General features: G+C 72.0%; 24 protein-coding genes. 12 read left to right on the top strand and 12 right to left on the bottom strand.

Features of this window, described 5'->3' with window-relative positions; genetic code table 11:
* Window positions 1-19: 19 nt before the first annotated feature.
* Both ABT171_RS18350 and ABT171_RS18345 read left to right on the top strand, forming a co-directional pair.
* Complete coding sequence (locus ABT171_RS18350; RefSeq protein ID WP_351244903.1) at window positions 20-649, top strand: TetR/AcrR family transcriptional regulator; 630 nt, start codon at window positions 20-22, stop codon at window positions 647-649.
* Window positions 650-712: 63 nt separating this feature from the next.
* Window positions 713-1,438 (top strand): bifunctional DNA primase/polymerase, encoded by a 726-nt coding sequence (locus ABT171_RS18345; protein WP_351244901.1) that lies wholly within the window; start codon window positions 713-715, stop codon window positions 1,436-1,438.
* A gap of 27 nt (window positions 1,439-1,465) precedes the next feature.
* On the opposite strand, the gene ABT171_RS18340 is transcribed toward ABT171_RS18345, so the two are convergent.
* Genes ABT171_RS18340 through efeO form a run of 4 tightly spaced genes read right to left on the bottom strand, consistent with a single transcriptional unit; the run spans window position 1,466 to window position 5,705 of the window.
* Window positions 1,466-2,458, bottom strand: coding sequence for an SCO2278 family lipoprotein (locus ABT171_RS18340; RefSeq protein WP_351244899.1), 993 nt, complete (start codon window positions 2,456-2,458; stop codon window positions 1,466-1,468).
* The gene (gene efeU / locus ABT171_RS18335; protein ID WP_351244897.1) at window positions 2,418-3,290 is read right to left on the bottom strand and encodes an iron uptake transporter permease EfeU; all 873 of its coding nucleotides are present in this window, start codon (window positions 3,288-3,290) and stop codon (window positions 2,418-2,420) included. The genes ABT171_RS18340 and efeU overlap by 41 nt, the downstream gene beginning before the upstream one ends.
* Before the next feature lie 3 nt (window positions 3,291-3,293).
* Window positions 3,294-4,553 (bottom strand): iron uptake transporter deferrochelatase/peroxidase subunit, encoded by a 1,260-nt coding sequence (efeB, locus tag ABT171_RS18330; RefSeq protein ID WP_351244895.1) that lies wholly within the window; start codon window positions 4,551-4,553, stop codon window positions 3,294-3,296.
* Window positions 4,554-4,568: 15 nt separating this feature from the next.
* Window positions 4,569-5,705 (bottom strand): iron uptake system protein EfeO, encoded by a 1,137-nt coding sequence (gene efeO / locus ABT171_RS18325; protein ID WP_351244893.1) that lies wholly within the window; start codon window positions 5,703-5,705, stop codon window positions 4,569-4,571.
* A gap of 117 nt (window positions 5,706-5,822) precedes the next feature.
* Between efeO and ABT171_RS18320 the strand changes: the two genes are divergently transcribed.
* Both ABT171_RS18320 and ABT171_RS18315 read left to right on the top strand, forming a co-directional pair.
* A complete protein-coding gene (locus ABT171_RS18320; RefSeq protein WP_351244891.1) occupies window positions 5,823-6,710 on the top strand; it encodes a hypothetical protein in 888 nt (295 codons plus the stop codon).
* On the top strand, window positions 6,703-7,347 hold the full coding sequence (locus ABT171_RS18315; protein WP_351244889.1) for a PhzF family phenazine biosynthesis protein: 645 nt from the start codon (window positions 6,703-6,705) through the stop codon (window positions 7,345-7,347). The genes ABT171_RS18320 and ABT171_RS18315 overlap by 8 nt, the downstream gene beginning before the upstream one ends.
* Here ABT171_RS18315 and ABT171_RS18310 read toward each other — a convergent pair.
* Both ABT171_RS18310 and map read right to left on the bottom strand, forming a co-directional pair.
* Window positions 7,344-7,991, bottom strand: a complete 648-nt coding sequence (locus ABT171_RS18310; RefSeq protein WP_351244887.1) for a biliverdin-producing heme oxygenase — start codon at window positions 7,989-7,991, stop codon at window positions 7,344-7,346. The genes ABT171_RS18315 and ABT171_RS18310 overlap by 4 nt on opposite strands.
* A gap of 160 nt (window positions 7,992-8,151) precedes the next feature.
* Window positions 8,152-9,009, bottom strand: a complete 858-nt coding sequence (gene map, locus ABT171_RS18305; RefSeq protein WP_351244885.1) for a type I methionyl aminopeptidase — start codon at window positions 9,007-9,009, stop codon at window positions 8,152-8,154.
* 58 nt (window positions 9,010-9,067) lie between these two features.
* Here map and ABT171_RS18300 point away from each other — a divergent pair, with 58 nt between their 5' ends.
* Window positions 9,068-9,301, top strand: coding sequence for a hypothetical protein (locus tag ABT171_RS18300; protein WP_351244883.1), 234 nt, complete (start codon window positions 9,068-9,070; stop codon window positions 9,299-9,301).
* 10 nt (window positions 9,302-9,311) lie between these two features.
* On the opposite strand, the gene ABT171_RS18295 is transcribed toward ABT171_RS18300, so the two are convergent.
* Both ABT171_RS18295 and ABT171_RS18290 read right to left on the bottom strand, forming a co-directional pair.
* On the bottom strand, window positions 9,312-10,580 hold the full coding sequence (locus ABT171_RS18295) for an MFS transporter (protein WP_503075656.1): 1,269 nt from the start codon (window positions 10,578-10,580) through the stop codon (window positions 9,312-9,314).
* An 88-nt stretch (window positions 10,581-10,668) separates the two neighbouring features.
* Complete coding sequence (locus ABT171_RS18290) at window positions 10,669-11,265, bottom strand: hypothetical protein (protein ID WP_351244879.1); 597 nt, start codon at window positions 11,263-11,265, stop codon at window positions 10,669-10,671.
* Between the two features lie 137 nt (window positions 11,266-11,402).
* Here ABT171_RS18290 and npdG point away from each other — a divergent pair, with 137 nt between their 5' ends.
* Together npdG and ABT171_RS18280 are read left to right on the top strand one after the other, a co-directional pair.
* Complete coding sequence (npdG, locus tag ABT171_RS18285; RefSeq protein ID WP_351244877.1) at window positions 11,403-12,116, top strand: NADPH-dependent F420 reductase; 714 nt, start codon at window positions 11,403-11,405, stop codon at window positions 12,114-12,116.
* A gap of 55 nt (window positions 12,117-12,171) precedes the next feature.
* On the top strand, window positions 12,172-12,363 hold the full coding sequence (locus tag ABT171_RS18280; protein WP_351244875.1) for a hypothetical protein: 192 nt from the start codon (window positions 12,172-12,174) through the stop codon (window positions 12,361-12,363).
* Here the strand turns inward: ABT171_RS18280 and ABT171_RS18275 are convergent.
* The gene (locus ABT171_RS18275; protein WP_351244873.1) at window positions 12,353-13,153 is read right to left on the bottom strand and encodes a site-2 protease family protein; all 801 of its coding nucleotides are present in this window, start codon (window positions 13,151-13,153) and stop codon (window positions 12,353-12,355) included. The genes ABT171_RS18280 and ABT171_RS18275 overlap by 11 nt on opposite strands.
* Before the next feature lie 123 nt (window positions 13,154-13,276).
* On the opposite strand from ABT171_RS18275, the gene ABT171_RS18270 reads away from it, so the two are divergent.
* Together ABT171_RS18270 and ABT171_RS18265 are read left to right on the top strand one after the other, a co-directional pair.
* A complete protein-coding gene (locus ABT171_RS18270; protein ID WP_351244871.1) occupies window positions 13,277-13,864 on the top strand; it encodes a DUF6578 domain-containing protein in 588 nt (195 codons plus the stop codon).
* 22 nt (window positions 13,865-13,886) lie between these two features.
* Window positions 13,887-17,156, top strand: coding sequence for an AfsR/SARP family transcriptional regulator (locus tag ABT171_RS18265; RefSeq protein WP_351244869.1), 3,270 nt, complete (start codon window positions 13,887-13,889; stop codon window positions 17,154-17,156).
* Between the two features lie 8 nt (window positions 17,157-17,164).
* Here ABT171_RS18265 and ABT171_RS18260 read toward each other — a convergent pair whose 3' ends face one another.
* From ABT171_RS18260 to panB, 3 genes are all read right to left on the bottom strand, one after another.
* Window positions 17,165-17,998: an ABC transporter permease gene (locus ABT171_RS18260; protein ID WP_351244867.1), complete on the bottom strand. Its 834-nt coding sequence runs from the start codon at window positions 17,996-17,998 to the stop codon at window positions 17,165-17,167.
* Window positions 17,995-19,020, bottom strand: a complete 1,026-nt coding sequence (locus ABT171_RS18255) for an ATP-binding cassette domain-containing protein (protein WP_351244865.1) — start codon at window positions 19,018-19,020, stop codon at window positions 17,995-17,997. The genes ABT171_RS18260 and ABT171_RS18255 overlap by 4 nt, the downstream gene beginning before the upstream one ends.
* A gap of 112 nt (window positions 19,021-19,132) precedes the next feature.
* Complete coding sequence (gene panB / locus ABT171_RS18250) at window positions 19,133-19,999, bottom strand: 3-methyl-2-oxobutanoate hydroxymethyltransferase (RefSeq protein WP_351244863.1); 867 nt, start codon at window positions 19,997-19,999, stop codon at window positions 19,133-19,135.
* Window positions 20,000-20,196: 197 nt separating this feature from the next.
* Between panB and ABT171_RS18245 the strand changes: the two genes are divergently transcribed.
* From ABT171_RS18245 to ABT171_RS18235, 3 genes are all read left to right on the top strand, one after another.
* The gene (locus ABT171_RS18245) at window positions 20,197-21,783 is read left to right on the top strand and encodes an MFS transporter (RefSeq protein ID WP_351244861.1); all 1,587 of its coding nucleotides are present in this window, start codon (window positions 20,197-20,199) and stop codon (window positions 21,781-21,783) included.
* Between the two features lie 76 nt (window positions 21,784-21,859).
* Complete coding sequence (locus tag ABT171_RS18240) at window positions 21,860-22,489, top strand: TetR/AcrR family transcriptional regulator (protein ID WP_351244859.1); 630 nt, start codon at window positions 21,860-21,862, stop codon at window positions 22,487-22,489.
* A gap of 185 nt (window positions 22,490-22,674) precedes the next feature.
* Window positions 22,675-23,724, top strand: coding sequence for an endonuclease/exonuclease/phosphatase family protein (locus ABT171_RS18235; protein WP_351244857.1), 1,050 nt, complete (start codon window positions 22,675-22,677; stop codon window positions 23,722-23,724).
* Window positions 23,725-23,736 lie beyond the last annotated feature (12 nt).

The raw sequence follows: 23,736 nt of genomic DNA, 5'->3' as shown, positions 1-23,736 counted from the left end.
GGCTTGTTAACGTCGCCCCATGGTCAACAAGCCGGCCCCCGACACCACCCGCCGCAGCGAGAAGTCCCGCCGGGCGATCTACGACGCCGCCCTCGCCCTGGTCGGCGAGGTCGGGTATCCCAAGACCACCGTCGAGGGGATCGCCGCCCGGGCCGGGGTCGGCAAGCAGACGATCTACCGCTGGTGGCCGTCCAAGGCGGCCGTCCTGCTGGAGGCGTTCCTCGACCTCTCCCGGCAGGCGGCACAGGAAGCGGGCCAGGAGCCGTACGCCATCCCGGACACCGGGGACCTCGCCGCCGACCTCAAGGCGGTACTGCGGATCACCGTGGACCAGCTGCTCGACCCGCGCTTCGAGGTGCCCTCCCGGGCACTGGCCGCCGAGGGCGTGGTCAACGAGCCGCTCGGCCGCCGGTTCGTCACCGAACTCCTCGAACCCCAGCTCCAGCTGTACGTCGACCGGCTGCGCGCCGCCCAGGACGCCGGGGACGTACGGGCCGGCGTCGATCCCCGTATCGCCCTGGAACTGTTCGTCTCACCGCTCGCACAGCGCTGGCTGCAGCACACGGGGCCGATCTCGTACGACTACACGGACACCCTGGTCGAGTACGCACTGCACGGAATCGCACCCCAGCCACCCCGAAGCGCATGAAGAGGGGACGATAAGGCACACTGTCCGCACAGCAGCGAGGCGACCACCAGACCGAGGGGATAGATGAGCGCGACGTTCGGCGGCCGGTCGGGCCGGCAGGGCAAACTCTCCCAGTGGCTGCTCGGACGCCGCCCGAAGGAGGCCGCCGACGACGGCGGCCGTGAGTCCCTGCTGCTCGCCGCCGCCGCGGCGGGCCTGCCGCTGGCCCCCGCCGCGCACCCCGCACCCGGCTACCGCTGCTCCTGCGACCGCGTCGGCTGCCCCACCCCGGCCCGGCACCCGGTGTCGTTCGCCTGGCAGACCCAGTCCACCACCGACCGCGCCCAGATCGAGCGCTGGGCCCGGCACCAGCCGCAGGCCAACTTCATCACCGCGACCGGCATGGTCCACGACGTCCTCGACGTCCCCCTGGCAGCCGGGCGGGAGGCCCTTGAGCGGCTGCTCTCCGCCGGCGTCGAGGTCGGCCCCGTCGCGGAGAGCGACGACGGCCGCATGCTGTTGTTCACCCTCACCCGCGGCACTCCCGAGGACGAGGACGAGTGGTGGCCGTGCGAGCTGGACTGCCACCCCGAGACCATGGACGAGCACCCGTTGCTGCGCTGGCACTGCCGGGGGTCGTACGTCCTGGTGCCGCCGGCCCGGCTGCCCGGTGACGACCAGCGGGTGCGGTGGGTGCGGGGGCCGGAGCACGCGTTGCCGGATCCGCTGAGTCTGTTGGAGGCGCTGACCGACGCGTGCGCGCGGTACGCGGGCGCCGACAGCGCGGTATGGCCGGTGCGGGGCGCCTAGGGCCCCGCGCCCCTGTGGGGTGCTTTCTCACGCACCCTGTGCCGCTATGAGGCCCGGCACTCGTCCCAGGACCGACACCTTGCCGCTTCCCGCCGGGTCCAGGGCCGCGTCTGCCGCCATGAGCTCCAGGGTCAGGGACTGCTTCACCTCGCCCTTGGTCAGCGCCTGGACGTCCTTGGTCTGCGCCGGGACCGTGGTGCCGGTGAACGCGGTCTGCTTCTCGTAGTGGTGCGTGGTGAAGAACACCAGCGCGCCGCCGTCCGCCGTGCGCAGGGCCAGCGGTGCGTAGTCGCCGCTCGTCAGCGGCCGGTCGATGAACTGCGTGGCCAGGCCGGGCTTGTGGGCCCGCTTGGCGCGGTTGGCGCGTTCGGCGCTGGTGTACGGGCCGGCGGCGAAGGCCTGGCCGCCGTTCTCCAGGTAGGTCGCGTAGTGGGCGCTCAGCTTCCCGGGCGCGACGGCGAGCTGCGGTGAGTCGGCCGGTACCGCCTCGGCCCAGCCGTCCTTGTCCGTCTTGAACTCCGGGACGGCGCCGGGCGCCAGGAGGGTCACGTACGCCACCCGCCAGCGCTGACCGAGGTCGGCCCGGGTGAACACCATCAGCCAGCGGGCCTTGCCGGTCTTGTTGCCCCGGGCGTCGGCGACGAACCAGCGCGGCCAGCCGGCCTTCTCCGGGATCGTGATCTTCACGTCCGACAGCTTGAGCGGCACGTGGTTCGGGTTGCCGGACGGGCTGTTGGTGTGCAGCGCCTTCAGCCGGGCGGCGGTGATGTCGCCGAACGGACCGGTGAGATAGGGCGCGTCCAGAGAGTTGTCGTAGGCCTTGTCGGCCTTGTTGTACGCGGTCGTGAACGCGGTGAGCGCCTTGGCGGCCTCGGCGCGGGTGGCGGCGGGGAGCACCTCGCGCTCCCCGTGCACCACCACGCATCCGCTCACCGTCAGCGACAAAGCGGTCAGTGCGGCCGCTATGAGTGCGTTCCGGTCACGCCTGCGGAGCCTGCGCGGGCTGTGCTCCCTGCTCATCGGATCCCTTCACCTTCCCCTTTCCGGAGGCGAACCCTACCGGGGCGAGGAAGATCGCGAGCGTCGGGATCAGGTACAGCAGCCACACCGTGACCTGGAGGACCGTCGGGTCGGGCTGGAAGTTGAGGACGCCCTTGAGCAGGGTGCCGTACCAGCTGTCCGGCGGGACGGTGTCGCTGATGTCGAAGGCCAGGTGCGTCAGGCCGGGGAGCCAGTCGGCCTCCTGGAGGTCGTGGAAGCCGTAGGCGAGTACGCCCGCCGCCACGACCACCAGCATGCCGCCGGTCCAGGTGAAGAACTTCGCCAGGTTGATCTTCAGGGCACCCCGGTAGAACAGCCAGCCGAGCAGGACCGCGGTGGCGAGGCCGAGGGCCACGCCGATCAGCGGCCGAGGGGTGCCGTCGCTCGCCGCGTGCACCGACGCCCACACGAACAGCGCGGTCTCCAGGCCCTCCCGGCCGACGGCCAGGAAGGCGGTGGCGACCAGCGCGCCGGTGCCCATGGCGAGGGCCGCGTCCAGCCTGCCGTGCAGCTCCGACCTCAGGTGCCGGGCGGTGCGCCGCATCCAGAACACCATCCAGGTCACCAGGCCGACGGCGACGACCGACAGCGAGCCGCCGAGCGCCTCCTGCGCCTGGAACGTCAGCTCCTGGGAGCCGTACTGCAGGACACAGCCGAAGCCCATCGCGATGGCGACCGCGATGCCGATGCCGGTCCACACCGGCCTCAGCGCGTCCCGGCGGCCGGTCTTGACCAGATACGCGATGAGGATGCAGACGACGAGCGACGCCTCCAGGCCCTCGCGCAGGCCGATCAGGTAGTTGGAGAACACGGGCTACGCCTCCTTGGAGAACAGCGTGCGGCCCCACCAGTCGCCGGAGTCCCGGACGCCGGGCGGGATCGCGAAGACCGCCGAACCCACGTGCTGGATGTACTCGTTGAGCGCGTCGTGCGCGGACAGCCTGCGCTGCAGCGGGATGAACCCCTTGCGCACGTCCCGCTGGTAGGCCAGGAAGAACAGGCCGGCGTCCAGGCGGCCGAGGCCGTCGGTGCCGTCGGTGAAGGAGTAGCCCCGGCGCAGGATCGTGATCCCGTCGTTCGAGTCCGGGTGCGCGAGGCGCACATGCGCGTCGGGCTTCATCGCCTTCAGGAACGGCTCGTCGTGCTCCTTGGCCTTGCCGACCGGCGCGCCCTCGCGCTTGTCCCGCCCGAACACGTCCTCCTGCTCCTGCAGGGAGGTGCGGTCCCAGGTCTCGATGTTCATGCGGATGCGCCGGGCGACGAGATACGACCCGCCGGTCATCCAGGCGTCCTCGGCGCCCCCGTCGCCCTCGCCGACCCACACGAACTTCTTCAGCCGGTCGGTCTCGGTGCCCGCGATGTTGCGGGTGCCGTCCTTGAAGCCCATCAGGTTGCGCGGTGTCTGCGCGTCCGGCGTGGTGGACGAGGTCTTGCCGAAGCCGAGCTGCGACCAGCGGATGGCGACCTTGCCGAAGCCGATGCGGGCGAGGTTGCGGATCGCGTGCACGGCCACCTGCGGGTCGTCCGCGCAGGCCTGGACGCACAGGTCGCCGCCGGTGCGGGACCGGTCCAGGTTGTCCCCCGGGAACTGCGGCAGGTCGGCGAGGGCCGCCGGCCGCCGGTTCCGCAGCCCGAAGTGCTCGAAGAACGAGGGCCCGAAGCCGAGGGTGAGCGTCAGCCGAGAGGGCTTGAGGCCCAGCGCCTCGCCGGTGTCGTCCGGCGGTGCCTCGGCGAGTCCGCCGTAGGCGCCCTCGCCGACGGGCTTGCCGGCGGTCATCCGCCGGGCCGCCGCCGTCCAGTCCTTGAGCAGCTGGACGAACTCCTCGCGGTCCTCGGTCTTCACGTCGAACGCGGCGAAGTGCAGCCGGTCCTGGACGGGCGTGGCGATGCCCGCCTGGTGGGCGCCGTGGAACTCCACCGCGCCGCCCGCCTCGGCGGCCACCGGGTCCACGTCGTCGCCGGCCTTGGCCATCGCCACCGCGCCGCCGGCCGCCGCGGCACCGAGCGCGAGCCCGGCGCCGCCCCAGCCGATCAGCGAACGACGCGACGGATTGCTCCCCTGGGTCTCGGTCATCGCCCTGCCCCCTGCTTACTTCGCGACCGCGGCGGCGAGCTTGGACAGCGGCTCGGCGAGCGCGTTCACCGCGTCCGACAGCTCCTTGCGCTGCTCCTTGGTGACCTTGTCGTAGGAGACGAAGTCGTAGGAGTCCTTGTCCGAGCGGTACTGGTCGAGCACGCCGTTCAGTGCGGTGAACTGCTTGTCCAGCTCCTTGGCCAGCGCCGGGTCGTTCTTCGCGGCGACCGGCTTGAGCAGCTCGTACGCCTTCTGCGCGCCCTCGACGTTGCCCTTGAAGTCGGCCAGGTCGGTGTGCGAGTAGCGGTCCTCCTCACCGGTGACCTTGCCGGTGGCGACCTCGTCGAGCAGCTCCTTGGCGCCGTTGGCCATGGAGGTCGGGGTGATCTGGGCCGTACCGACCCGCTTCTGCCAGTCCTTCAGGTCGCTCACCAGCTGGTCGGCGAGGGTCTTCTCGTCGGCGCCGATCTTCCTGTCCGTCCAGAGGGCCTTCTCCAGCCGGTGCCAGCCCGTCCACTTCTGGCCCTTCTCCAGGCCGTCGGCGCGGGTGTCGGTCTTGGGGTCGATGTCACCGAAGGACTCGGCGACCGGCTCGGTGCGCTCCCAGCCCAGGCGGGAGGGGGCGTAGGCCTTCTTGGCGGCGTCGAGGTCGCCGGCCTTGATCGCCTTGGCGAAGGTCTCGGCGAGCGGCACGGTGGCGTCGGCCTGGTCCTGCGCGTACTGGCGGTAGTCGGCGACCGCCTTGTCCAGCCCCGGGTTCCGCCTGGCGTCCGTACCGCCGCCGGTCACGTCGAGCTTCTGCCGGACGCCGCGGCCCTTCATGCCGGGGCGGCAGGCGATCTCGTACGAGCCCGCCTTGACCTCGGCGGTCAGCGTGTACTCGGTGCCCGGGCCGATGTTCTCCTTCTCGGAGACGATCCGGTCGTCCGGGAAGAGGATCTCGACCTCGGTGGCCTGGGAGCCCTTGTTCTGGATCTTCAGCGTGACGTGTCCCGCCGGGACCGACTTCGCGGAGGTGTCGCACTTCGAGTCGGCCGCGGTGACCTGGACGGCGTCGCCGTCCTTGGCCTCGCTCTTCGCGGTGCAGGCCGAGAGGGCGGTCAGAGCGGCCACGGTCGTGGCGGCGGTGACGGTCAGTCGGACGGCTCGCATGCAGGCTCCAGCAGATCTGGTGTGGTGAGGCTGGCCTAACTTACCTGAGCCTTACCTCACCAATACCCTCCGGGGTCGTGATTCACGTCTCAAAGGGCGCGTGGGAGGGTGGCGGGCATGGGGAACGCGCGCAGGGAACCGCTGGGAGCCGGCCGGCTGGTGCTGGAGGTCGCGGACCGGGCAGCGCCGGCACTCCGCTTCGAGGCCACCGAGGACGGGCGGCGGAGGATGCTCCGGCAGGGCGCGCGGCCCGTGCTGCTCGGCGGCCTCACGGGCGACGGATGCTGCCACGACCTGCACCTGCACCGCCTGCACGGCTACCGCCCCGTGCTGCCGCCCCTCCGCTCCGCCGGGATGAGAGCGGCCGTCAACTGGCCGCACCGGTACGCGACATGGCTGACGGAGGCCGAGGGAACGCCCCTGTACGACGGCCGCTGGGAACTCGCCCTGCGCGCCACCCTGCCTCCCTACGTCTGGACCTCCGACTTCGTCCGCGACTGGCCCGGGGGGAGTCTGGAGCTGTACTGCGGCGGCGGCTGGCAGGGCGTCCTGCCGCTGCGGGAACTCGCGCCGCCGGACGCCCCGCGCGTGAAGGCGTACCGCAAGCACGTCCGCGAGGGCACACTCGCGCCCGTCCTGCTGTGGTGGGTGCCCTTCCTCGACGGCTGGGTGATTCTCGACGGCCATGACCGGGTGGTCGCCGCACTGGCGGAGGAGCGGACCCCGGAGTGTGTGGTGCTCACCCGGCTGCTCGACGAGGAACGATGGCGCCGGGACGCCCGGGCGATGACCGAAGGCCACCGCCGCCACCTGGACCGGCTCGCCGCGCACCCCGCCACGCCCGCGCTCGAACGGCAGCGCACGGCCGTGCAGCAGGGCTACGGCGACGCACTGGCCGGACTGCCCTACGAACCGTCCGCCATCCGCACCTGGCCCGTGCCCGGCGGCGCCCCTGCCTGGGACGCGCTCGCCGCCGCCGCGATGTTTCAATTCCCCCGTGACTGACTACGACGTACTCCGCGTCTTCTGCGGACCGGACGGCGGCTACGGCAACGAACTCGGTGTCGTCCGCGACGGCTCGGTGCTGCCCGAGCGCGAGGACCGGCAGGCCTTCGCGGCCAAACTCGGCTTCAGCGAGACCGTGTTCGTGGACGACCCCGAGCGCGGCGTGATCGACATCTACACGCCCGCCCTGCGCCTGCCCTTCGCCGGTCACCCCTGCGTCGGCACGGCCTGGCTGCTCGACGTGCCCGAACTGGTCACTCCCGCCGGAGTGGCCGGCACCCGCCTGGACGGCGAGTTCACCTGGATCGAGGCGCGGCCGGAGTGGGCCCCTCCGCGCACCCTGCGCCAGTACGCCACCGCCGCAGAGGTGGACGCCCTCGACGTGCCCCCGCCGGGGGAGTGGACATACGCCTGGGCCTGGGAGGACGAGGCGGCCGGCCGGATCCGCGCCCGCGCCTTCCCCGGCCGCGGGGACGGCATCGACGAGGACGAGGCCACCGGCGCCGCCGCCCTCCTCCTCACCGACCGGCTGGGCCGCGCCCTGAACATCACCCAGGGCAGGGGCTCCCAGATCCTGACCGCACCCCAGCCGGAGGGATGGGTGGAGGTCGGGGGCCGGGTGTTCCTGGAGCGTTAGGCGCTGAGCGGGAACTCGTCCCCGAGCGCCCGGAACACCGCGGTGTTCAGGGCGAAAGCCCGCTTGCACTCTCCGACGATCCGCTGCTTCTCCAGGTCGTCCGCCCCTATCCCGTCGAGCAACTGCCGGTAACTCCGCTTGAAGGCCGCCGGGTTGGGCACGCCGTCGAAGACGTAGAAGCGGACGCCGTCGCCCTTCCTGGTGAAGCCCCAGGTCTTCTCGGCCCGGTCGCGGATGATCTGACCGCCGGACAGGTCGCCCAGGTAGCGCGTGTAGTGGTGGGCGACATAGCCGCCGGGCCAGCGCTCGGCGCACTCGCGGACCCGGGCCGCGTACGCGCGCGTGGCGGGCAGGGCGCTCACCCCCGCCCGCCACCCCGGACCCCGCAGATGCGCCAGGTCGCGCTCCAGCGCGGCCAGCCGGAACAGCTCGGGCCGGATGAACGGCCCCGCCACCGGATCCGAGGCCAGCCGCCCGGCCGCGTGCTCCAGCGCCTCGTACACGAACCACAGCTGCTCGGTGTAGCGCGCATACGCGTCCACGCCGAGCCTGCCGCCGAGCAGGTCCCCCATGAACGTCGAGGTCTCCGCCTCCACGTGCTGCTCGTGGGACGCGGTGCGGATGAGGGACGAGAACGACTCCATGGACACTCCTCGGTTGCCGACGGCCTGTCGGTAAGTTTACCGACAGCGTGTCGGAAAAACACCAGGGTCCGGCCCACAACCTGGATCCGGGCATGCAAGATCCGGGCATGCAAAAGGCCCGCCCTCCGAAGAGAGCGGGCCGAAGCGAGGCAGCGCGGCGTCACGGCAGGGTCAGGATCTCCGCGCCGGTCTCCGTCACCACCAGCGTGTGCTCGAACTGCGCGGTCCGCCTGCGGTCCTTGGTCACGACCGTCCAGCCGTCGTCCCACATGTCGTACTCGTGGGTGCCCAGCGTCAGCATCGGCTCGATCGTGAAGGTCATCCCGGGCTGCATGACCGTCGTCGCGTGCGGGCTGTCGTAGTGCGGGATGATCAGTCCGGAGTGGAACGACGAGTTGATCCCGTGCCCGGTGAAGTCCCGCACCACCCCGTACCCGAACCGCTTGGCGTACGACTCGATGACCCGGCCGATGACATTGATCTGCCGGCCCGGCCGGACCGCCTTGATCGCGCGGTTCAGCGCCTCCCGGGTCCGCTCCACCAGCAGCCGGGACTCCTCGTCCACGTCCCCGACCAGGTAGGTGGCGTTGTTGTCGCCGTGCACCCCGCCGATGTACGCCGTCACGTCCAGGTTGACGATGTCGCCGTCCCTGAGGACCGTCGAGTCCGGGATGCCGTGGCAGATGACCTCGTTGACCGAGGTGCACAGCGACTTCGGGAAGCCGCGGTAGCCGAGCGTGGACGGATAGGCGCCGTGGTCGCACATGTACTCGTGCGCCACCTTGTCCAGCTGGTCCGTGGTCACCCCCGGCGCGATGATCTTCGCGGCCTCCTCCATCGCCCGCGCGGCGATGCGGCCGGCGGTCCGCATCGCCTCGATGGTCTCCGCGGTCTGCACCTCCGGTCCGGTGTACGGCGCCGGCGCGGGCTTGCCGACGTACTCGGGGCGGCGGATGTTTCCGGGAACCGAACGGGTGGGAGACAGCTCCCCTGGAACGAGCAGCGACTGGCCAGACATGCCAGTGAGTCTATCGAGCGGACATGGGGGAACATGTCGGTGGCGAGAGGAGCTGCTCATGGCCCTGTTCAAGAAGCGCACCGCCGGCAAGCCCGGTGAGTGGTACTACTGCCTGGAACACAAGAAGGTCGAAGAAGGCCCGGACTGCCCGGGCAAGGACCGCTTCGGGCCGTACGCGTCGCCGCAGGAGGCCCAGCGCGCGATGGAGACCGCCGCCGAGCGCAACCTCCAGTGGGAGAACGACCCGCGCTGGCACGACGCGTCCGCGCGGGGCGACACCGACGACGCGTGAGGGCGCGGGGTCACGTCCGTACGACGGCGCGGCGCTCGCGCATCCGCAGCGCGTGTTCATTGGTCCGGGCGTCGTACCGCATGAGCCCCGGCAGGCACAGCGCCAGCAGCCCCAGCGCACCCGCGCACGCCAGCCCGCCGGAGACGACGGAGGTCCGTACGCCCGCCCAGGCGGCCAGGCCACCCGCCCGGACCTGGGCCAGCTGCGGGCCGACCGAGTAGGACAGCAGCTCGATCCCGGCGAGCCGGCCGCGCAGCTCGTCCGGGATCGTCTGGTTCCACATCGCGGCCCGGAAGATCCCGCTGACCATGTCGAAGCCGCCGCCCACGGTCAGGAAGAGCAGGACCAGCCACACGTTCCCGCAGACGCCCGCCGCCGCGACCGCCAGACCCCAGCCGGCCGCCGACAGCACCACCATCAGCCCGTGCCGGTGGATCCGCGCGGCCCAGCCGCTGGTCAGGCTCACCAGCATCGCCCCGGCGGGCAGGCTGGCGTACATCAGCCCGAGCGCCCAGTCCGCGTGCAGCTCGTCGGCGAGGAACGGCAGCACCGCGAGCGGCATCGCCAGGAACATCGCGGCGAGGTCGACGACGTAGGTGCCGAGGAGTTCCTTGCGGCTCCAGGCGTACCGGGCGCCTTCCAGGACGGCGCCCAGCGAGGGCCTCGACGCCTCGTGGGAGGCGGGGGAGGGGGCGATCCGCACGATGTACGCCAGCGAGACGACGAAGGTCAGCAGGTCGGCCGCGTACGCCCAGCCCAGGCCCGCGTAGGCGACGACCACGCCCGCGACCGCCGGGCCGGCGACTCCGCCGACGGTCCAGCGCAGCGAGTTCAGCGAGGCCGCGGCGGGCATGTCGTCGTGGGCGACGATCCGGGGCCACAGGGAGTCGAGGGCCGGGCGCTGGACGGAGACCAGGGCGGAGGAGAGCGCGGCGACGGCGTACAGCGGCCCGACCATGGGGTGCGGGGCCAGCGCGTTGAGCAGCAGGACGGCACTCAGCACACCCTGCCCGGCCTCCGTCCACACGATGAGCTTCCGCTTGTCGAGCGCGTCGGCGAGGGCACCGCCGTACAGGCCGCAGACGATGAGCGGCAGCAGCTCCACGGCGCCGATCGCGCCCACCGCTGCCGCGGAGCCGGTGAGGTCCTTCAGCTGGACCGGGAGCGCGACGAAGGTGAGGAAGCTGCCGAAGTTGCTGATCAGGCCGGATTTCCAGAGACGCCGGAAATCTGCGGAGGCCTTCCAGGGGGAGAGGTCGGGGAGAAGGGCGCGGGTCACTGGGGCATGTTCGGCTGGGCGGGGGTGCGGGGACAACCGCATTTCCGTGCCGAGCCGCTCGCGTCACCAGGGAGCCGGGCACCCGGCGTCACCAAGGAGCGGGTGGCGGCGCCGTCAACACCTCCGCCAGCCGGGACAGACGGTCCCGGAACCCCCGCCGGACCCTCGGAGAGCCGCCGTTCTCGCCCGCCGCCGCGCTGAGCAGGTGCTGCACCGTGTCCAGGTCCAGCTCCGCCCCCTCCGGCACGGCCAGCGTGTCATGCGCCATCGCGGCGAGTTCGCCCCCGCCCGCACCGAGAGCCAGCACGGTGACCCCGGCCCGGCGGGCGTCGTGGACGCGTTCCAGCAGCGGCGCGGGCTCCTCGGGCGCCACCACCAGCAGGGTCTCACCGCGCCGCGCCGCCTCGATCCGGCCCGGTCCGACGGCCAGGTGCGGCGGGTCGCAGGGGCGCGCGTGATGGCGTACCAGGGTCGGCGCCAGCTCGGGCGTACCGGACCACGCGGCCTCGTCCACCAGGTGGGCGGCCAGATGCCACGGCTCGTACTCCGGCGTGCCCACCAGCAGCAGCCCGCCCCCGTGCGCCACCACCGACCCGCGCAGCACCCCCGCGAACCGCCGGGTGGCCCCCAGCCACTCGGTCCCGGCGAGCACTTCCCGCAGCAGCGCGACCCGTACGGCGTCCATGCGCCCGCATCCTGCCGCACCCGGCCGGTCGCGACGCGCGGTTCACGCGGAATTCGCCCGCCCAGGCGACGTACACCACCGGCGGGAGCGCGCTCCGGGACCGGTGCCGTCCGCGCCACGGACGTAGGCTCGCCCGCATGACCTCTACCGACAGTGCACAGACCCCTGCCAAGGCCCCCGCCAAGGACCCCTGGGACCTGCCCGACGTCTCCGGGTACGTCGTCGGCGTGCTCGGCGGCACCGGACCGCAGGGCAAGGGCCTCGCCTACCGGCTCGCCCGGGCCGGCCAGAAGGTGATCATCGGCTCCCGCGCCGCCGAGCGGGCCCGGGCCGCCGCCGGGGAACTCGGTCACGGTGTCGAGGGCGCCGACAACGCCGAGACCGCGCGCCGCAGCGACATCGTGATCGTCGCCGTACCGTGGGACGGCCACGGCGACACGCTGAAGTCCCTGCGCGAGGAGCTGGCCGGCAAGCTCGTCGTGGACTGCGTCAATCCGCTCGGCTTCGACAAGAAGGGCGCCTACGCCCTCAGGCCCGAGGAGGGCAGCGCCGCCGAACAGGCCGCCGCCCTGCTGCCGGACTCCCGGGTCACCGCCGCCTTCCACCACCTGTCGGCCGTCCTGCTCCAGGACCCGGAGATCGAGCAGATCGACACCGATGTCATGGTGCTGGGCGAGGAGCGGGCCGACGTCGAGATCGTGCAGGCCCTCGCCGGGCGCATCCCCGGGATGCGCGGCATCTTCGCCGGGCGGCTGCGCAACGCCCACCAGGTCGAGTCGCTGGTCGCGAACCTGATCTCCGTGAACCGCCGCTACAAGGCACACGCCGGGCTCCGCATCACCGACGTGTGAGCGGATGGGGGACACTGTTCGTCGTAGCAGTGTCCCCCGCAAGGAGCCACCCGTCATGCCCCGCATCGGCCTTTACACCCTCGTCGTCTGCGTCCTCTCCGTGGCCGCCGCCGTCGTCTCGTTCGTCCAGGGCAGCTGGCTGGGGATCGTCTGGGTGCTGCTGGCGGGCCTGACGTCCAACATGACCTGGTACTACGTCAAGCGCGACCGGGCCGCCGCCGCGCAGGACACGTCCGTCACGGGGTGACCTGGCAGATCTCGGGGGTGCCCTGCCAGAAGCGGTACAGCTCCTGGCCGCAGTAGAGCGGGAAGTCGCCCACGCCCAGGTGCCGCAGCAGCGCGTCTATGACGTCGAAGAACGCGGTGTTCACCGACGGCACCCACAGCAGCGCGAACACGAACAGCAGGCCGAACGGCGCGAACGGCTCCACCTGACGCTTCACCCGGTACGACAGCCAGGGCTCGATGACGCCGTAGCCGTCCAGGCCCGGCACCGGCAGGAAGTTCAGGATCGCCGCCGTCACCTGGAGCAGCGCCAGGAACGCCAGCGCGGACCGGAAGTCCGCGGGCACGCCGTCCAGGGCGTGCAGCCAGAACGGCGCGGTGCACACGACCGCGAACAGCACGTTCGTCAGCGGGCCCGCCGCCGAGATCAGACTGTGCCGCCAGCGGCCCCGGATCCGGCCGCGCTCGATGAACACCGCGCCGCCCGGCAGGCCGATCCCGCCCATGATCACGAAGAGCACCGGGAGCACGATGCTCAGCAGCGCGTGCGTGTACTTCAGCGGGTTCAGCGTGAGGTAGCCCTTGGCGCCGACCGTGATGTCCCCGCTGTGCAGGGCCGTGCGCGCGTGCGCGTACTCGTGCAGGCACAGGGAGACGATCCAGGCCGAGGTCACGAACAGGAACACCGCGACGCCCGGCTGCGCCGCGTACCCGCTCCAGGTGGCCCAGCCCGTCACCGCCGTCACGGCCAGGATCCCGACGAACACCGGACTGACTCGGCGTTCGCCGCGGCGGGTGGTGGCGGTGGTCATCGGCAGACTCCTGTGCGGACGGGGCGAGGACGGTCGGGAGTGCGACCGTACCGGCCGCGCACCCGTCGGGGAAACGTCTCGCGCTCACCGTCCGGTTCCTGGAAACCTGGGGGGATGCCACGGATGAGGGTGTTCTACGAGGACTGGCAGATGGAGTGCTGCGGCACCCCGTTCGCGGTGGGCGAGGAGGTGGCCTGGAAGCTGGTCGCCTACGACGCCGAGAACATCCGGGAGGGCCTCGGGTACGGCGCCGAGGCGTGGGTGGAGAACCACGGCGGTCCGGACGAGGAGACCGTCGGCCGGGTCCGCGCCATCGAACTGGTTCAGCAGGAGCACCTGGCGCACACGGACCAGCGCGCCCTCGCGCGCATACGCCGCGCCCTCGCCGACAGGGAGTCCGAGGGCACGGTCATCCTCCCGTCCCCGTACAGCATGGAAGCGGTGCCCGGCGCGTACACCCTGGAACCCGTCGACACCTGCCCGAAGTGGTTCGAGAGGGAGGAACCCGGCAGCGGCCCGGGCCCGCACCGGATCCGCCGGGCCACGGGCGCCCTCGTCACCCTGGACGCCCCGGACACCTCGCACGTCCTTCAGGGCCCGTGCCTGCCGGACGGCCTCGACGACTTCGACGACAGCGACGGCATCGCCGACGACGCCGATGTGCCGGAAGTGTCCGACACCACCCCGCCGCACCCCGACGACCGGCTCTGACGCCGCCCGAGCCCCGGAGACAATGGACCCCGTGCGCTTTTCGTTGCTCGGCCCCACCCAGGTATTCCGCCCCGACGGCACGGCCGTCCCGGTCGGCGGGGCGCGGCTGCGTGCCCTGCTGGGCGTGCTCGCGCTGCGGGCCGGGCGGACCGTGCCCGCGGGCGTGCTCGTCGACGAGGTGTGGGGCGCCGAGCCGCCCGCCGACGCCGCCGGTGCGCTGCAGGCACTCGTCGGCCGGCTGCGCCGCACCCTCGGCGCGGACGCCGTCGCCTCCGCCGGGGGCGGCTACCGGCTCACCGCCGCCCCCGACGACGTCGACCTCACCCGCTTCGAGCGGCTGACCGGCGACGGCCTCGCCGCACTCGCCGACGGCGACCCGGCCAAGGCCGCCGCCGCCCTCGACGACGCGCTCGCCCTGTGGCGCGGCCCCGCCCTCGCCGACCTGCCCGACCACACCGCCGAGGCGGCCCGCTGGGAGACCCGCCGCATCGACGCGCTGCGCGCCCGGCACACCGCCGCACTCGCCCTCGGGCACGCCGAGCAGTCCCTGCCCGAGCTGACCGCCCTGTGCGACGACCACCCGCTGGACGAGCCGCTGCAGGCGCTCAGGCTGCGCGCCCTGCGCGACACCGGCCGCCCGGCCCAGGCACTCGCCGCCTACGAGGACGTACGACGGCTGCTCGCCGACCGGCTCGGCTCCGACCCCGGCCCGGAACTGCGCGCCCTGCACAAGGAGTTGCTGCTCGCGGAGGCTCCGCCGGAGCCCGCGCGCCCGGCCCTCGGCAACCTGCCCGCCCGGCTCACCTCCTTCGTCGGCCGAGAAGCCGACATCGATGCCATCGGCGCCGATCTCGCCGCCGCCCGCCTGGTCACCCTGCTCGGGCCCGGCGGCGCCGGAAAGACCCGGTTGTCCCAGGAGACCGCCGAAGCGGTACGGCACACCGTCCGGGACGGGGTGTGGCTGGCCGAGCTCGCTCCCGTGGACGACCCCGACGCCGTACCCCAGGCCGTGCTCACCGCGATCGGCGCCCGCGAGACCGTGCTGCACGGCGCCGGAGCCGAGAGCATGCGAGCCGTCGCCGACCGGTACGACGACCCCCTCGAACGGCTCGTGGAGCACTGCGCGCGGCGCCGGATGCTCATCGTGCTCGACAACTGCGAGCACGTCGTGGAGGCCGCCGCCCGCCTCACCGAGCGGCTGCTGGCCCGCTGCCCCGGGCTGACCGTCCTCGCCACCAGCCGGGAACCCCTCGGCGTGCCGGGGGAGCTGGTGCGTCCGGTGGAGCCGCTGCCGGAGCCGGTGGCCCTGCGGCTGCTCACCGACCGGGGCACGGCGGCCCGGCCCGGCTTCCGTGTCGAGGACGATCCCGAGGCGTGCGCCGAGATCTGCCGGCGGCTGGACGGACTGCCGCTCGCGATCGAGCTGGCGGCGGCCCGGCTGCGCATGCTCACCCCGCGCCAGATAGCCGACCGGCTCGACGACCGCTTCCGGCTGCTCACCTCCGGCAGCCGCACCGTGCTGCCCCGCCAGCAGACCCTGCGGGCCGTCGTGGACTGGTCCTGGGAACTGCTCGACGAGGACGAACGGGACGTCCTCGCCCGGCTGTCCGTCTTCGCGGGCGGCTGCGACCTGGCCGCCGCCGAGGCCGTGTGCGGCCCCGTCGCCCTGGACGCGCTCGGCTCCCTGGTCGACAAGTCCCTGGTGGTGGCCGCGCCTTCGCCGGGCGGGGGCGCCGACGGCGGGATGCGCTACCGGCTGCTGGAGACCGTCGCCGAGTACGCCGGCGAACGGCTGGACGAGACCGGCCGCCGCGCCGACGCCGAGCGCGCCCACCTGGCGTACTACCGCGAACTCGCCCGCACCACCGACACGTTGCTGCGCGGCAGCGGACAGCGCACCGCCGTCGACCGGTTCCAGCTGGAGTACGAGAACCTGCGCACCGCGCTGCGGCACGCCGTCGCCGCCCGGCACGAGCAGGAAGCGCTGTGCCTGGTGCTGTCCCTGGTGTCCTTCTGGCGGATGCGGGACCAGCGCATCGAGACCCGCGCCTGGTGCGAGGAGGCCATGGCGCTCGGCCCCGATCCCTTCGCCGCACCCGTACGGCCCGCCGCGCCGCTGTGGGAGCGCTGCACCGACGCCCCGCCCCCGTACACCGGCGAGGTCCTCGCCGAGGCCCGGCGCGGCGTCCACCTCGCCCATCTCTCCTGCATGGACCACGACCTGGAGTCGTGGCAGACGCCCGAGGCGCAGGCCAAGCTGCGGGCCATCGTGGAGACCTACGAGCCCGGGCTGCCGCAGACCTGCCGGGTGCCCGGCCTGTTCTGGTTCTTCGCCGGCATGCTGACCGGCGGCGCCGAGCGGATGTGGACCGTCGTCGACGCCAGCGTGCAGACCTGCCGCGACACCCCCGGCTTCGAGTGGGAACTGGCCCTGAACCTGCAGCTGCGCGCCAACCTCCTCGCCAACCGCGCCGAATGGGCCGGCAGCGCCACCCGCGACGCCGAGGAGTCGCTGGAGATCTTCCGCCGCCTCGGGGACAGCTGGGGCGTCGCCGAGGCGCTGTCCGCCCGCGGCGAGGCCCATGAACGCCAGGGTGCCTACCGCGAGGCCGCCGCCGACTACCGGGCGGCCATCGAACACGCCGAAGGCCTGGGCGCCCGCGGCCAGGTGGCCGTCCTCCGCGCCCGCCTCGGCAGCGTGCTCATGGAGACGGGCGACCTGGAGGGCGGCGAGCAACTGCTCCGGGACGTCATCGCGAGCCAGGAAGGCTCCCTCAACGAGGCGATGCCGGCCGCCCGGCTGTTCCTCGGCTGCTGGCTGGGCCTGACCGGCCGCATCCCCGAGGCGCGGGAGCAACTGCGCCTGCTGCGCGAGGAGTTCCAGATCGCCCACTTCGTCGTCTTCGACTCCATGATCCTGTGCCAGGAGGCCTGGCTGGACGCTCTGGAGGGGCAGGCCGAGGCCGCCCTGGACCGGTGCCGGCGGGCGGCGCGCCTCGCCGCCGACCCGCTGGCCCAGACCATCGCCCCGCACCTGCACTCGGTGTGGCTCACCACCGCCGCGACGGCACTCGCCGACCTGGACGGCGGCAGCCGCGCCGCCGACGCCGCCCGCTGCCTGGGCGCCGCCGACGCCCTGCTGCCGGCCGGCCACGTCCTCTCCGGTGTCGAGCTGCGGTGCCACGACCTGACCGAGGCCCGGATCCGCCGGGTCCTGGACGAACCGGCCTACCGGGCCGCGTACGCCGAGGGCGGTGGCCTCTCCCTCGCGGAGGCCACCGCCCTGGTCTGAGCGACGGCTCAGCTCTTGGTGCGGAACTTGTGGATGGCGATCGGCGCCATCACCGCGGTGATCGCCACCGACCAGCCCACCGTCATCCACAGGTCGTGGGCGACCGGGCCGCCGTCCATGAGGTGGCGTGCCGCGTCCGCGAGCGTCGACAGCGGGTTGTAGTCGGTGAAGGTCCGCAGCCAGCCCGGCATCGACGTGGGCGGGGCGAAGATGGACGACCCGAACTGCAGCGGGAACAGCACCAGGAAGCCCACACCCTGCACCGACTGGGCGCTCTTCAGCATCACGCCGAGGGTGAGGAACACCCACATGATCGAGGAGGCGAACAGCGCGGACAGCCCCACCGTCGCGAACAGGCCCGCCCAGTGGTGGATGTGGAATCCGACCAGGACGGCGACGACCATCAGGATGACCGTCGCGAACAGCATCCGCGCCAGCTCAACGGCGATCTTCGCGAACAGCACGGACCCGCGTCCGATCGGGAGCGTGCGGAACCGGTCCATGACACCGCTGTTGAAGTCCTGGCTGAACCCGGTGCCGACGCCCTGCGACAGGGTCATGCTCATCATCGCCAGCATGCCGGGGATGACGTACTGCACGTACCTCTCCTGGCCGCCGCCCAGCGCCTGGCCGATCGAGCCGCCGAAGACGAACACGAACAGCAGCGTGAAGACGATCGGCATGAACAGCGCGTCGAACATCGACTCCGGGTCCTGGCGGATCCAGAGCAGATTGCGGCGGATGAGCGCGCCGGTGTGCCGCAGATGCCCGCGCAGCGGGATGCGGACGTCGGTGGCGGTGGCGGTGGCGGTGGCGGTGGCGGTGGCGGTGGTGGCGCTCATACGGCGACCTCCTGGCGGGCGTCGGCGGACGTCGTGTCCTGCGGGGCACTGGCGCGGTGGCCGGTGAGCGACAGGAACACCTCGTCCAGGCTGGGGAGTTCGGTGGTGATGGAGGAGATCGTGATGCCGCGCGCGGTGACCGCGCCGACCACGGCCGTCAGCTGCTCGTCGCTGAGGATCGGCACCAGCAGGGTGCCGGTCTCGGTGTCCACGGTGGTGGAGGCGAGCCCGGTGATGCCCAGCTCGTCCAGCATGGCGGCGAGCGGCCGGAGCTGCAGCGGGTCGACCGGCCGGACCCGGAGGGTGCGCCCGCCGACGCGGGCCTTCAGCTCCTCGATGCCGCCGGTGGCGATGACCTTCCCGCGGTCCACCACGGTCAGCTCGGAGGCGAGCTGCTCGGCCTCCTCCATGTACTGGGTGGTCAGCAGCACGGTGACACCGTCGCCGACCATCGCCTTGACCTCGTCCCACACCTCGTTGCGGGTACGGGGGTCGAGCCCGGTGGTCGGCTCGTCGAGGTACAGAACGGCCGGCCGGCCGATCATCGAGGCGGCGAGATCCAGCCGCCGCCGCATACCGCCGGAGTACGTGCTCGCCGGGCGCCTGGCCGCCTCCGTCAGGGAGAACCGCTCCAGCAGCTCGTCGGCACGGGCGCGGGCGTCCTTGCGGGACAGGTCCAGCAGCCGGCCGATCATGTACAGGTTCTCCCAGCCGGGCAACTTCTCGTCGACGGAGGCGTACTGCCCGGTCAGGCCTATCACCCGGCGCAGCTGGCGGGGCTGCCGTACGACGTCGTAGCCGGCCACGGTGGCCCGGCCGGCGTCCGGGGTGATCAGGGTGGACAGGATCCGCACGAGGGTGGTCTTGCCGGCGCCGTTCGGGCCGAGCACACCCATCACGGTGCCCTCGCGCACGTCCAGGTCCACACCGTCCAGCGCCTTGGTCTCGCCGTAGTGCTTGACCAGTCCCCGTACCGTCACTGCGTGGCTCGCGCCGACGGGGTTGTCATCGATTCGCGTCATGGCCAAGACAGTGCCAGTGCCCACCGACAAACCACCGACAGGCCACCGACAAGGGGGCAGCCCCGCTGACGGGGGAAGATCAGCGGGGCTGCCGGGGTGTTGCCGCAATGGCTCAGTGGACGGAGTGTTCCTCCAGCGGGAAGGTCCCGCCGACGACGTCCTCCGCGAACGACTTCGCCGCGTTGCCCATGACCTCACGGAGGTTCGCGTACTTCTTGACGAACTTCGGGACCCGGCCGGAGGTCAGCCCGAGCATGTCCGTCCAGACCAGCACCTGCGCGTCCGTCTCCGGCCCGGCGCCGATCCCGACCGTCGGGATGTGCAGCACCCGCGTCACCTCGGCCGCCAGCTCCGCCGGAACCAGCTCCAGGACGACCGCGAAGGCGCCCGCGTCCTGCACGGCCTTCGCGTCCCGCAGCAGCTGCTGCGCCGCCTCCTCGCCGCGCCCCTGCACGCGGTAGCCCATCGCGTTGACGGACTGCGGGGTCAGCCCGATGTGGGCCATCACCGGGATGCCGGACTCCACCAGCAGCCGGATCTGCTCGTGCGACCGCTCGCCGCCCTCCAGCTTGACCGCGCCGACCCCGGCCTCCTTCACCAGCCGGGTCGCCGAGCGCAGCGCCTGCACCGGGCCCTCCTGGTAGGAGCCGAAGGGGAGGTCGCCGACGATCAGGGCGCGCTGTGTGCCGCGGACCACGGCCGCCGACAGCATGGTCATCTCGTCGAGGGTGACGGGTACGGTCGTCTCGTACCCGAGGTGGCAGTTGCCCGCCGAGTCGCCGACCAGGATCACCGGGATCCCGGCCTCGTCGAAGACGGACGCGGTCATCGCGTCGTAGGCGGTGAGCATGGGCCACTTCTCGCCCCGCTCCTTGGCGAGCGTGATGTCGCGGACGGTGATGCGGCGGGTGCCCTTCCCCCCGTACAGCGCCTTGCTGCCGTCGGAGGGCTTGTTCTGGGCAGCCGAAAGCTGCGTCATGGCAACGGCTCCTTCAGTCATCTCGAGGCGCCCTGACGGCGTCCCCGGATCGTCTCCATGGTGGCACCTCGTGCCAGCCAGGGCCAGAGGGGCCCCTTGTGATCCCCGCCCGGCGCCGGAGGCCCCGCGTGTAAGACCCTGGTAAAGGATTAAGATACGAGACGGTTCCGTATCGAAATGGCCGTAGGGTTGAAGACATGACAAGCTCCGTCCCTGCCTCCCGGATACCGGAAGCGGTGCACCGGCGCCGCTGGGTGATCCTCGGCGTGCTCATGCTCAGCCTGCTGATCGTGGTGCTCGACAACTCGATCCTCAACGTCGCCATCAAGACCATCTCCAGCCCCGCGCCGACCGGCCTCGGCGCCACCCAGAGCGAGATCGAGTGGGCGATCAACGCCTACACCCTCGTCTTCGCCGGCCTGCTGTTCACCGCCGGCCTCATCGGCGACCGCCTCGGCCGCAAGAAGGTGCTCCTCGGCGGCATCGCCGTGTTCGGCATCGGCTCGATGCTCGCCGCCGAGTCCGGCTCGCCGGACCAGCTGATCGCCTACCGCGCCCTGATGGCCCTCGGCGCCGCCTTCGTCATGCCCGCCACCCTGGCCGTGCTGATGAACGTCTTCGAGCGCGAGGAGCAGCCCAAGGCCATCGGCATCTGGGCCGGCGGCGTCGGCCTCGCCATCGCCATCGGGCCGATCACCGGCGGCGCGCTCCTCGACCACTTCTGGTGGGGCTCGGTCTTCTTCGTCAACGTGCCGATCGTCGTCCTCGCGCTGGTCCTGATGGTCTGGCTGGTGCCCGACTCCCGCGACCCCAGGCCCGGCCGACTGGACCCCGTCGGCGTCGTCCTGTCCGTCGTCGGCCTGGTCCTGCTGGTCTACGGCATCATCAAGGGCGGCGAACTGGCCGACTTCACCGACACCAAGGTGCTCGCGACGATCGGTGCCGGTCTCGTCGTACTGACCGGCTTCGTCCTCTTCGAGAAGCGCAGCGACCACCCCTCGCTCGACGTCACCTACTTCAGGAACAAGGTCTTCTCGGCCGCCATGGGCGCCATCGCGCTGGTCTTCTTCGCGCTGATGGGCGTCACGTTCTTCGGCGTCTTCTACACCCAGAGCGTGCGCGGCTACTCCCCGCTGGAGTCCGGTGTGCTGATGCTGCCGCTCGCCGCCGCCCAGCTGATCTTCGCGCCGCGTGCCCGGCTGCTGGTCGACCGGTTCGGCAACAAGGCCACCACCACCGCCGGCATGGTGCTGATCGCGGCGACGCTGGCCATGTTCGCCACGTTCGAGGCCGACACACCGATCTGGCTGCTGGAGGTCGTCTTCTTCCTCATGGGCACCGGCATGGCGCACATCATGACGCCCACCTCGGTCGTCATCATGCAGGCGCTGCCGCGCGAGAAGGCCGGCTCCGCCTCCGCGCTCAGCAACACCTTCCGCCAGGTCGGCGGCGCGCTCGGCATCGCCGTCCTCGGCTCGGTGCTCGCCACGTCGTACCGCAACGGCGTCGAGGGCAAGCTCGGCATGCTGCCGCCCGCCCTGCGCGACAAGGCCGCCGAGTCCATCGAGGCCACCCTCGGCATCGCCGACAGGCTCGGCCCGCGGGGCAAGGCCCTGGTCACGCCCGCCGACGACGCGTTCCTGCACGCCATGCACGCCACCGCGCTGTGCGGAGTGGGCGTCGCGCTGATCGGCGCCGTCGTCACGGCCCTGTTCCTGCCGGGCAAGCCGCCCACCGCCGAGAAGGGCGGGAAGGAAACGGAGTTGGTCACGGCCGCCGACTGACGCGGGCCCGTGGCTCAACGGGGGAAGGAGGCGGCTGCGGGACAATTCCCGCAGCACAGCGAGAGGACGGATCGACGTGAGCCTTGCCGAAAGCCGGCCGTGCCCGCACCGCCCCGTACGGGGCAGGCCCCGTAGCGAGGCCGTGGAACGCGCCATCATCGAGGGCGTGATGAAGCTCCTGGAGGACGGCGTACCCCTCGCCGAACTCTCCATCGAGCGCATCGCCCGCACCGCCGGGGTCGGCAAGGCCACCATCTACCGCCGCTGGAGCGGCAAGGAGGAACTGTTCATCGACGTGGTGCGCGCCGCGGAGCCCGCCGACCCCGAACTCCCCGGTGTCTCCATGCGCGACGACCTCGTCGTCCTGCTGGAGAACCTGCGCCAGCGCGGTCTCGCCAGCCGGACGTCGGCGCTGCTGCACAACGCCCACGCCCAGATGAAGAGCAGCCCCAGGATCTGGGCCGCGTACCACGCGAACGTCGTGGCGCCACGGCGCGCCCTCGGTCTGGAAGTGCTGCGCCGCGGGCAGCGCAACGGCGAACTCCGCACCGATGTGGACGTGGAACTGGCCAACGACATGCTGGTCGGCCCCATGCTCACCCGGGCCGTGCTGCGCCCGGACGCCGACCTGCCCGAGGGCCTGGCGGAGCAGATCGTCGACACGGTCCTGGCAGGCCTACGGCCCGTCAGCTCGACAGCCTCGTAGCACTCATGTGCGCGTTTCGTCACAGACCGGGGCTGTTCCGGGGGGAACGGAACTCCCCGCCCCGCCTCTTTCGTCCTCGTCTTCCGTACGGCCGTCATGGGACGGCGGGAACAGGACCGATCATCCCCTAGGGTCGGAAGTACACGGGGACGACGGTGTGCACGGCAGGCAGTGAGGCAGACGGTATGGCGCAGCAGGCGTACATGACGGAGACGGCGGACGGCGGCTCGGGGCCCGAGCGACCGGGATCCCGGCTTCGGCGCCTGACACACCGCCTGCTCGCCGGATGGCGCGGTGACCCGCGGATCTGGCGCCGCGGCATCATCGTCGCGGTCCTCGCCCTGCTCCTCGCCCTGGTGATGCTGGTGCACTCGCGCATCCCCAACCGGCTGGGCAACCTCGGCAGTCTGACCGAGACGTTTCTGCCCTGGCTGGGCCTCGCCATCCCGGTCCTGCTGCTGCTCGGCCTGATCCGGAAGTCGGCGACCGCGCTCATCGCCGTACTGCTCCCGGCGATCGTCTGGCTCAACCTCTTCGGCGGGCTGCTCACCGACAAGTCGGGCTCCGGCGGCGACCTGATGGTGGCGACCCACAACGTCAACGCCGACAACCCCGACCCGGCCGTGACCGCCCGTGACGTCGCGTCCTCCGGCGCCGACGTACTGGCCCTGGAAGAGGTCCCCGGTACGGCCGTGGCCGTCTACGAGAAGGCGCTCGCGCCGACGTACCGGTACCACGCGGTGGTCGGCACGGTCGGTCTGTGGAGCAAGTACCCGATGAGCGATGTCCAGGCGGTGGACATCAAGCTCGGCTGGAAGCGCGCGATGCGGGCCACGGTCACCACCCCGCACGGCCCCGTCGCGGTGTACGTCGCCCACATGCCCTCGGTGCGGGTGAAGGTGGAGGCCGGGTTCACCGCCCGCCAGCGGGACAAGAGCGCCGACGCGCTCGGCGAGGCCATCGCCGACGAGCCCCTGAAGCGGGTCGTCCTGCTCGGCGACCTGAACGGCACGATGAACGACCGCTCGCTCAATGCCGTCACCTCCCAGATGCGCTCCACGCAGGGCGCGGCGGGCAGCGGCTTCGGGTTCAGCTGGCCGGCGTCGTTCCCGATGGCACGGATCGACCAGATCATGGTCAGGGGCATGGAGCCGGAGAGCTCCTGGACACTTCCGCGCACCGGCAGCGATCACCTTCCGGTGGCCGCCCGTGTGAAGCTGGACACGTCCTCGTAACCGGGGGAACAG

The organism is Streptomyces sp. NPDC001851, assembly GCF_040297165.1.
GTDB lineage: Bacteria > Actinomycetota > Actinomycetes > Streptomycetales > Streptomycetaceae > Streptomyces.
This window is presented reverse-complemented; position numbering and strand designations above follow the sequence as displayed.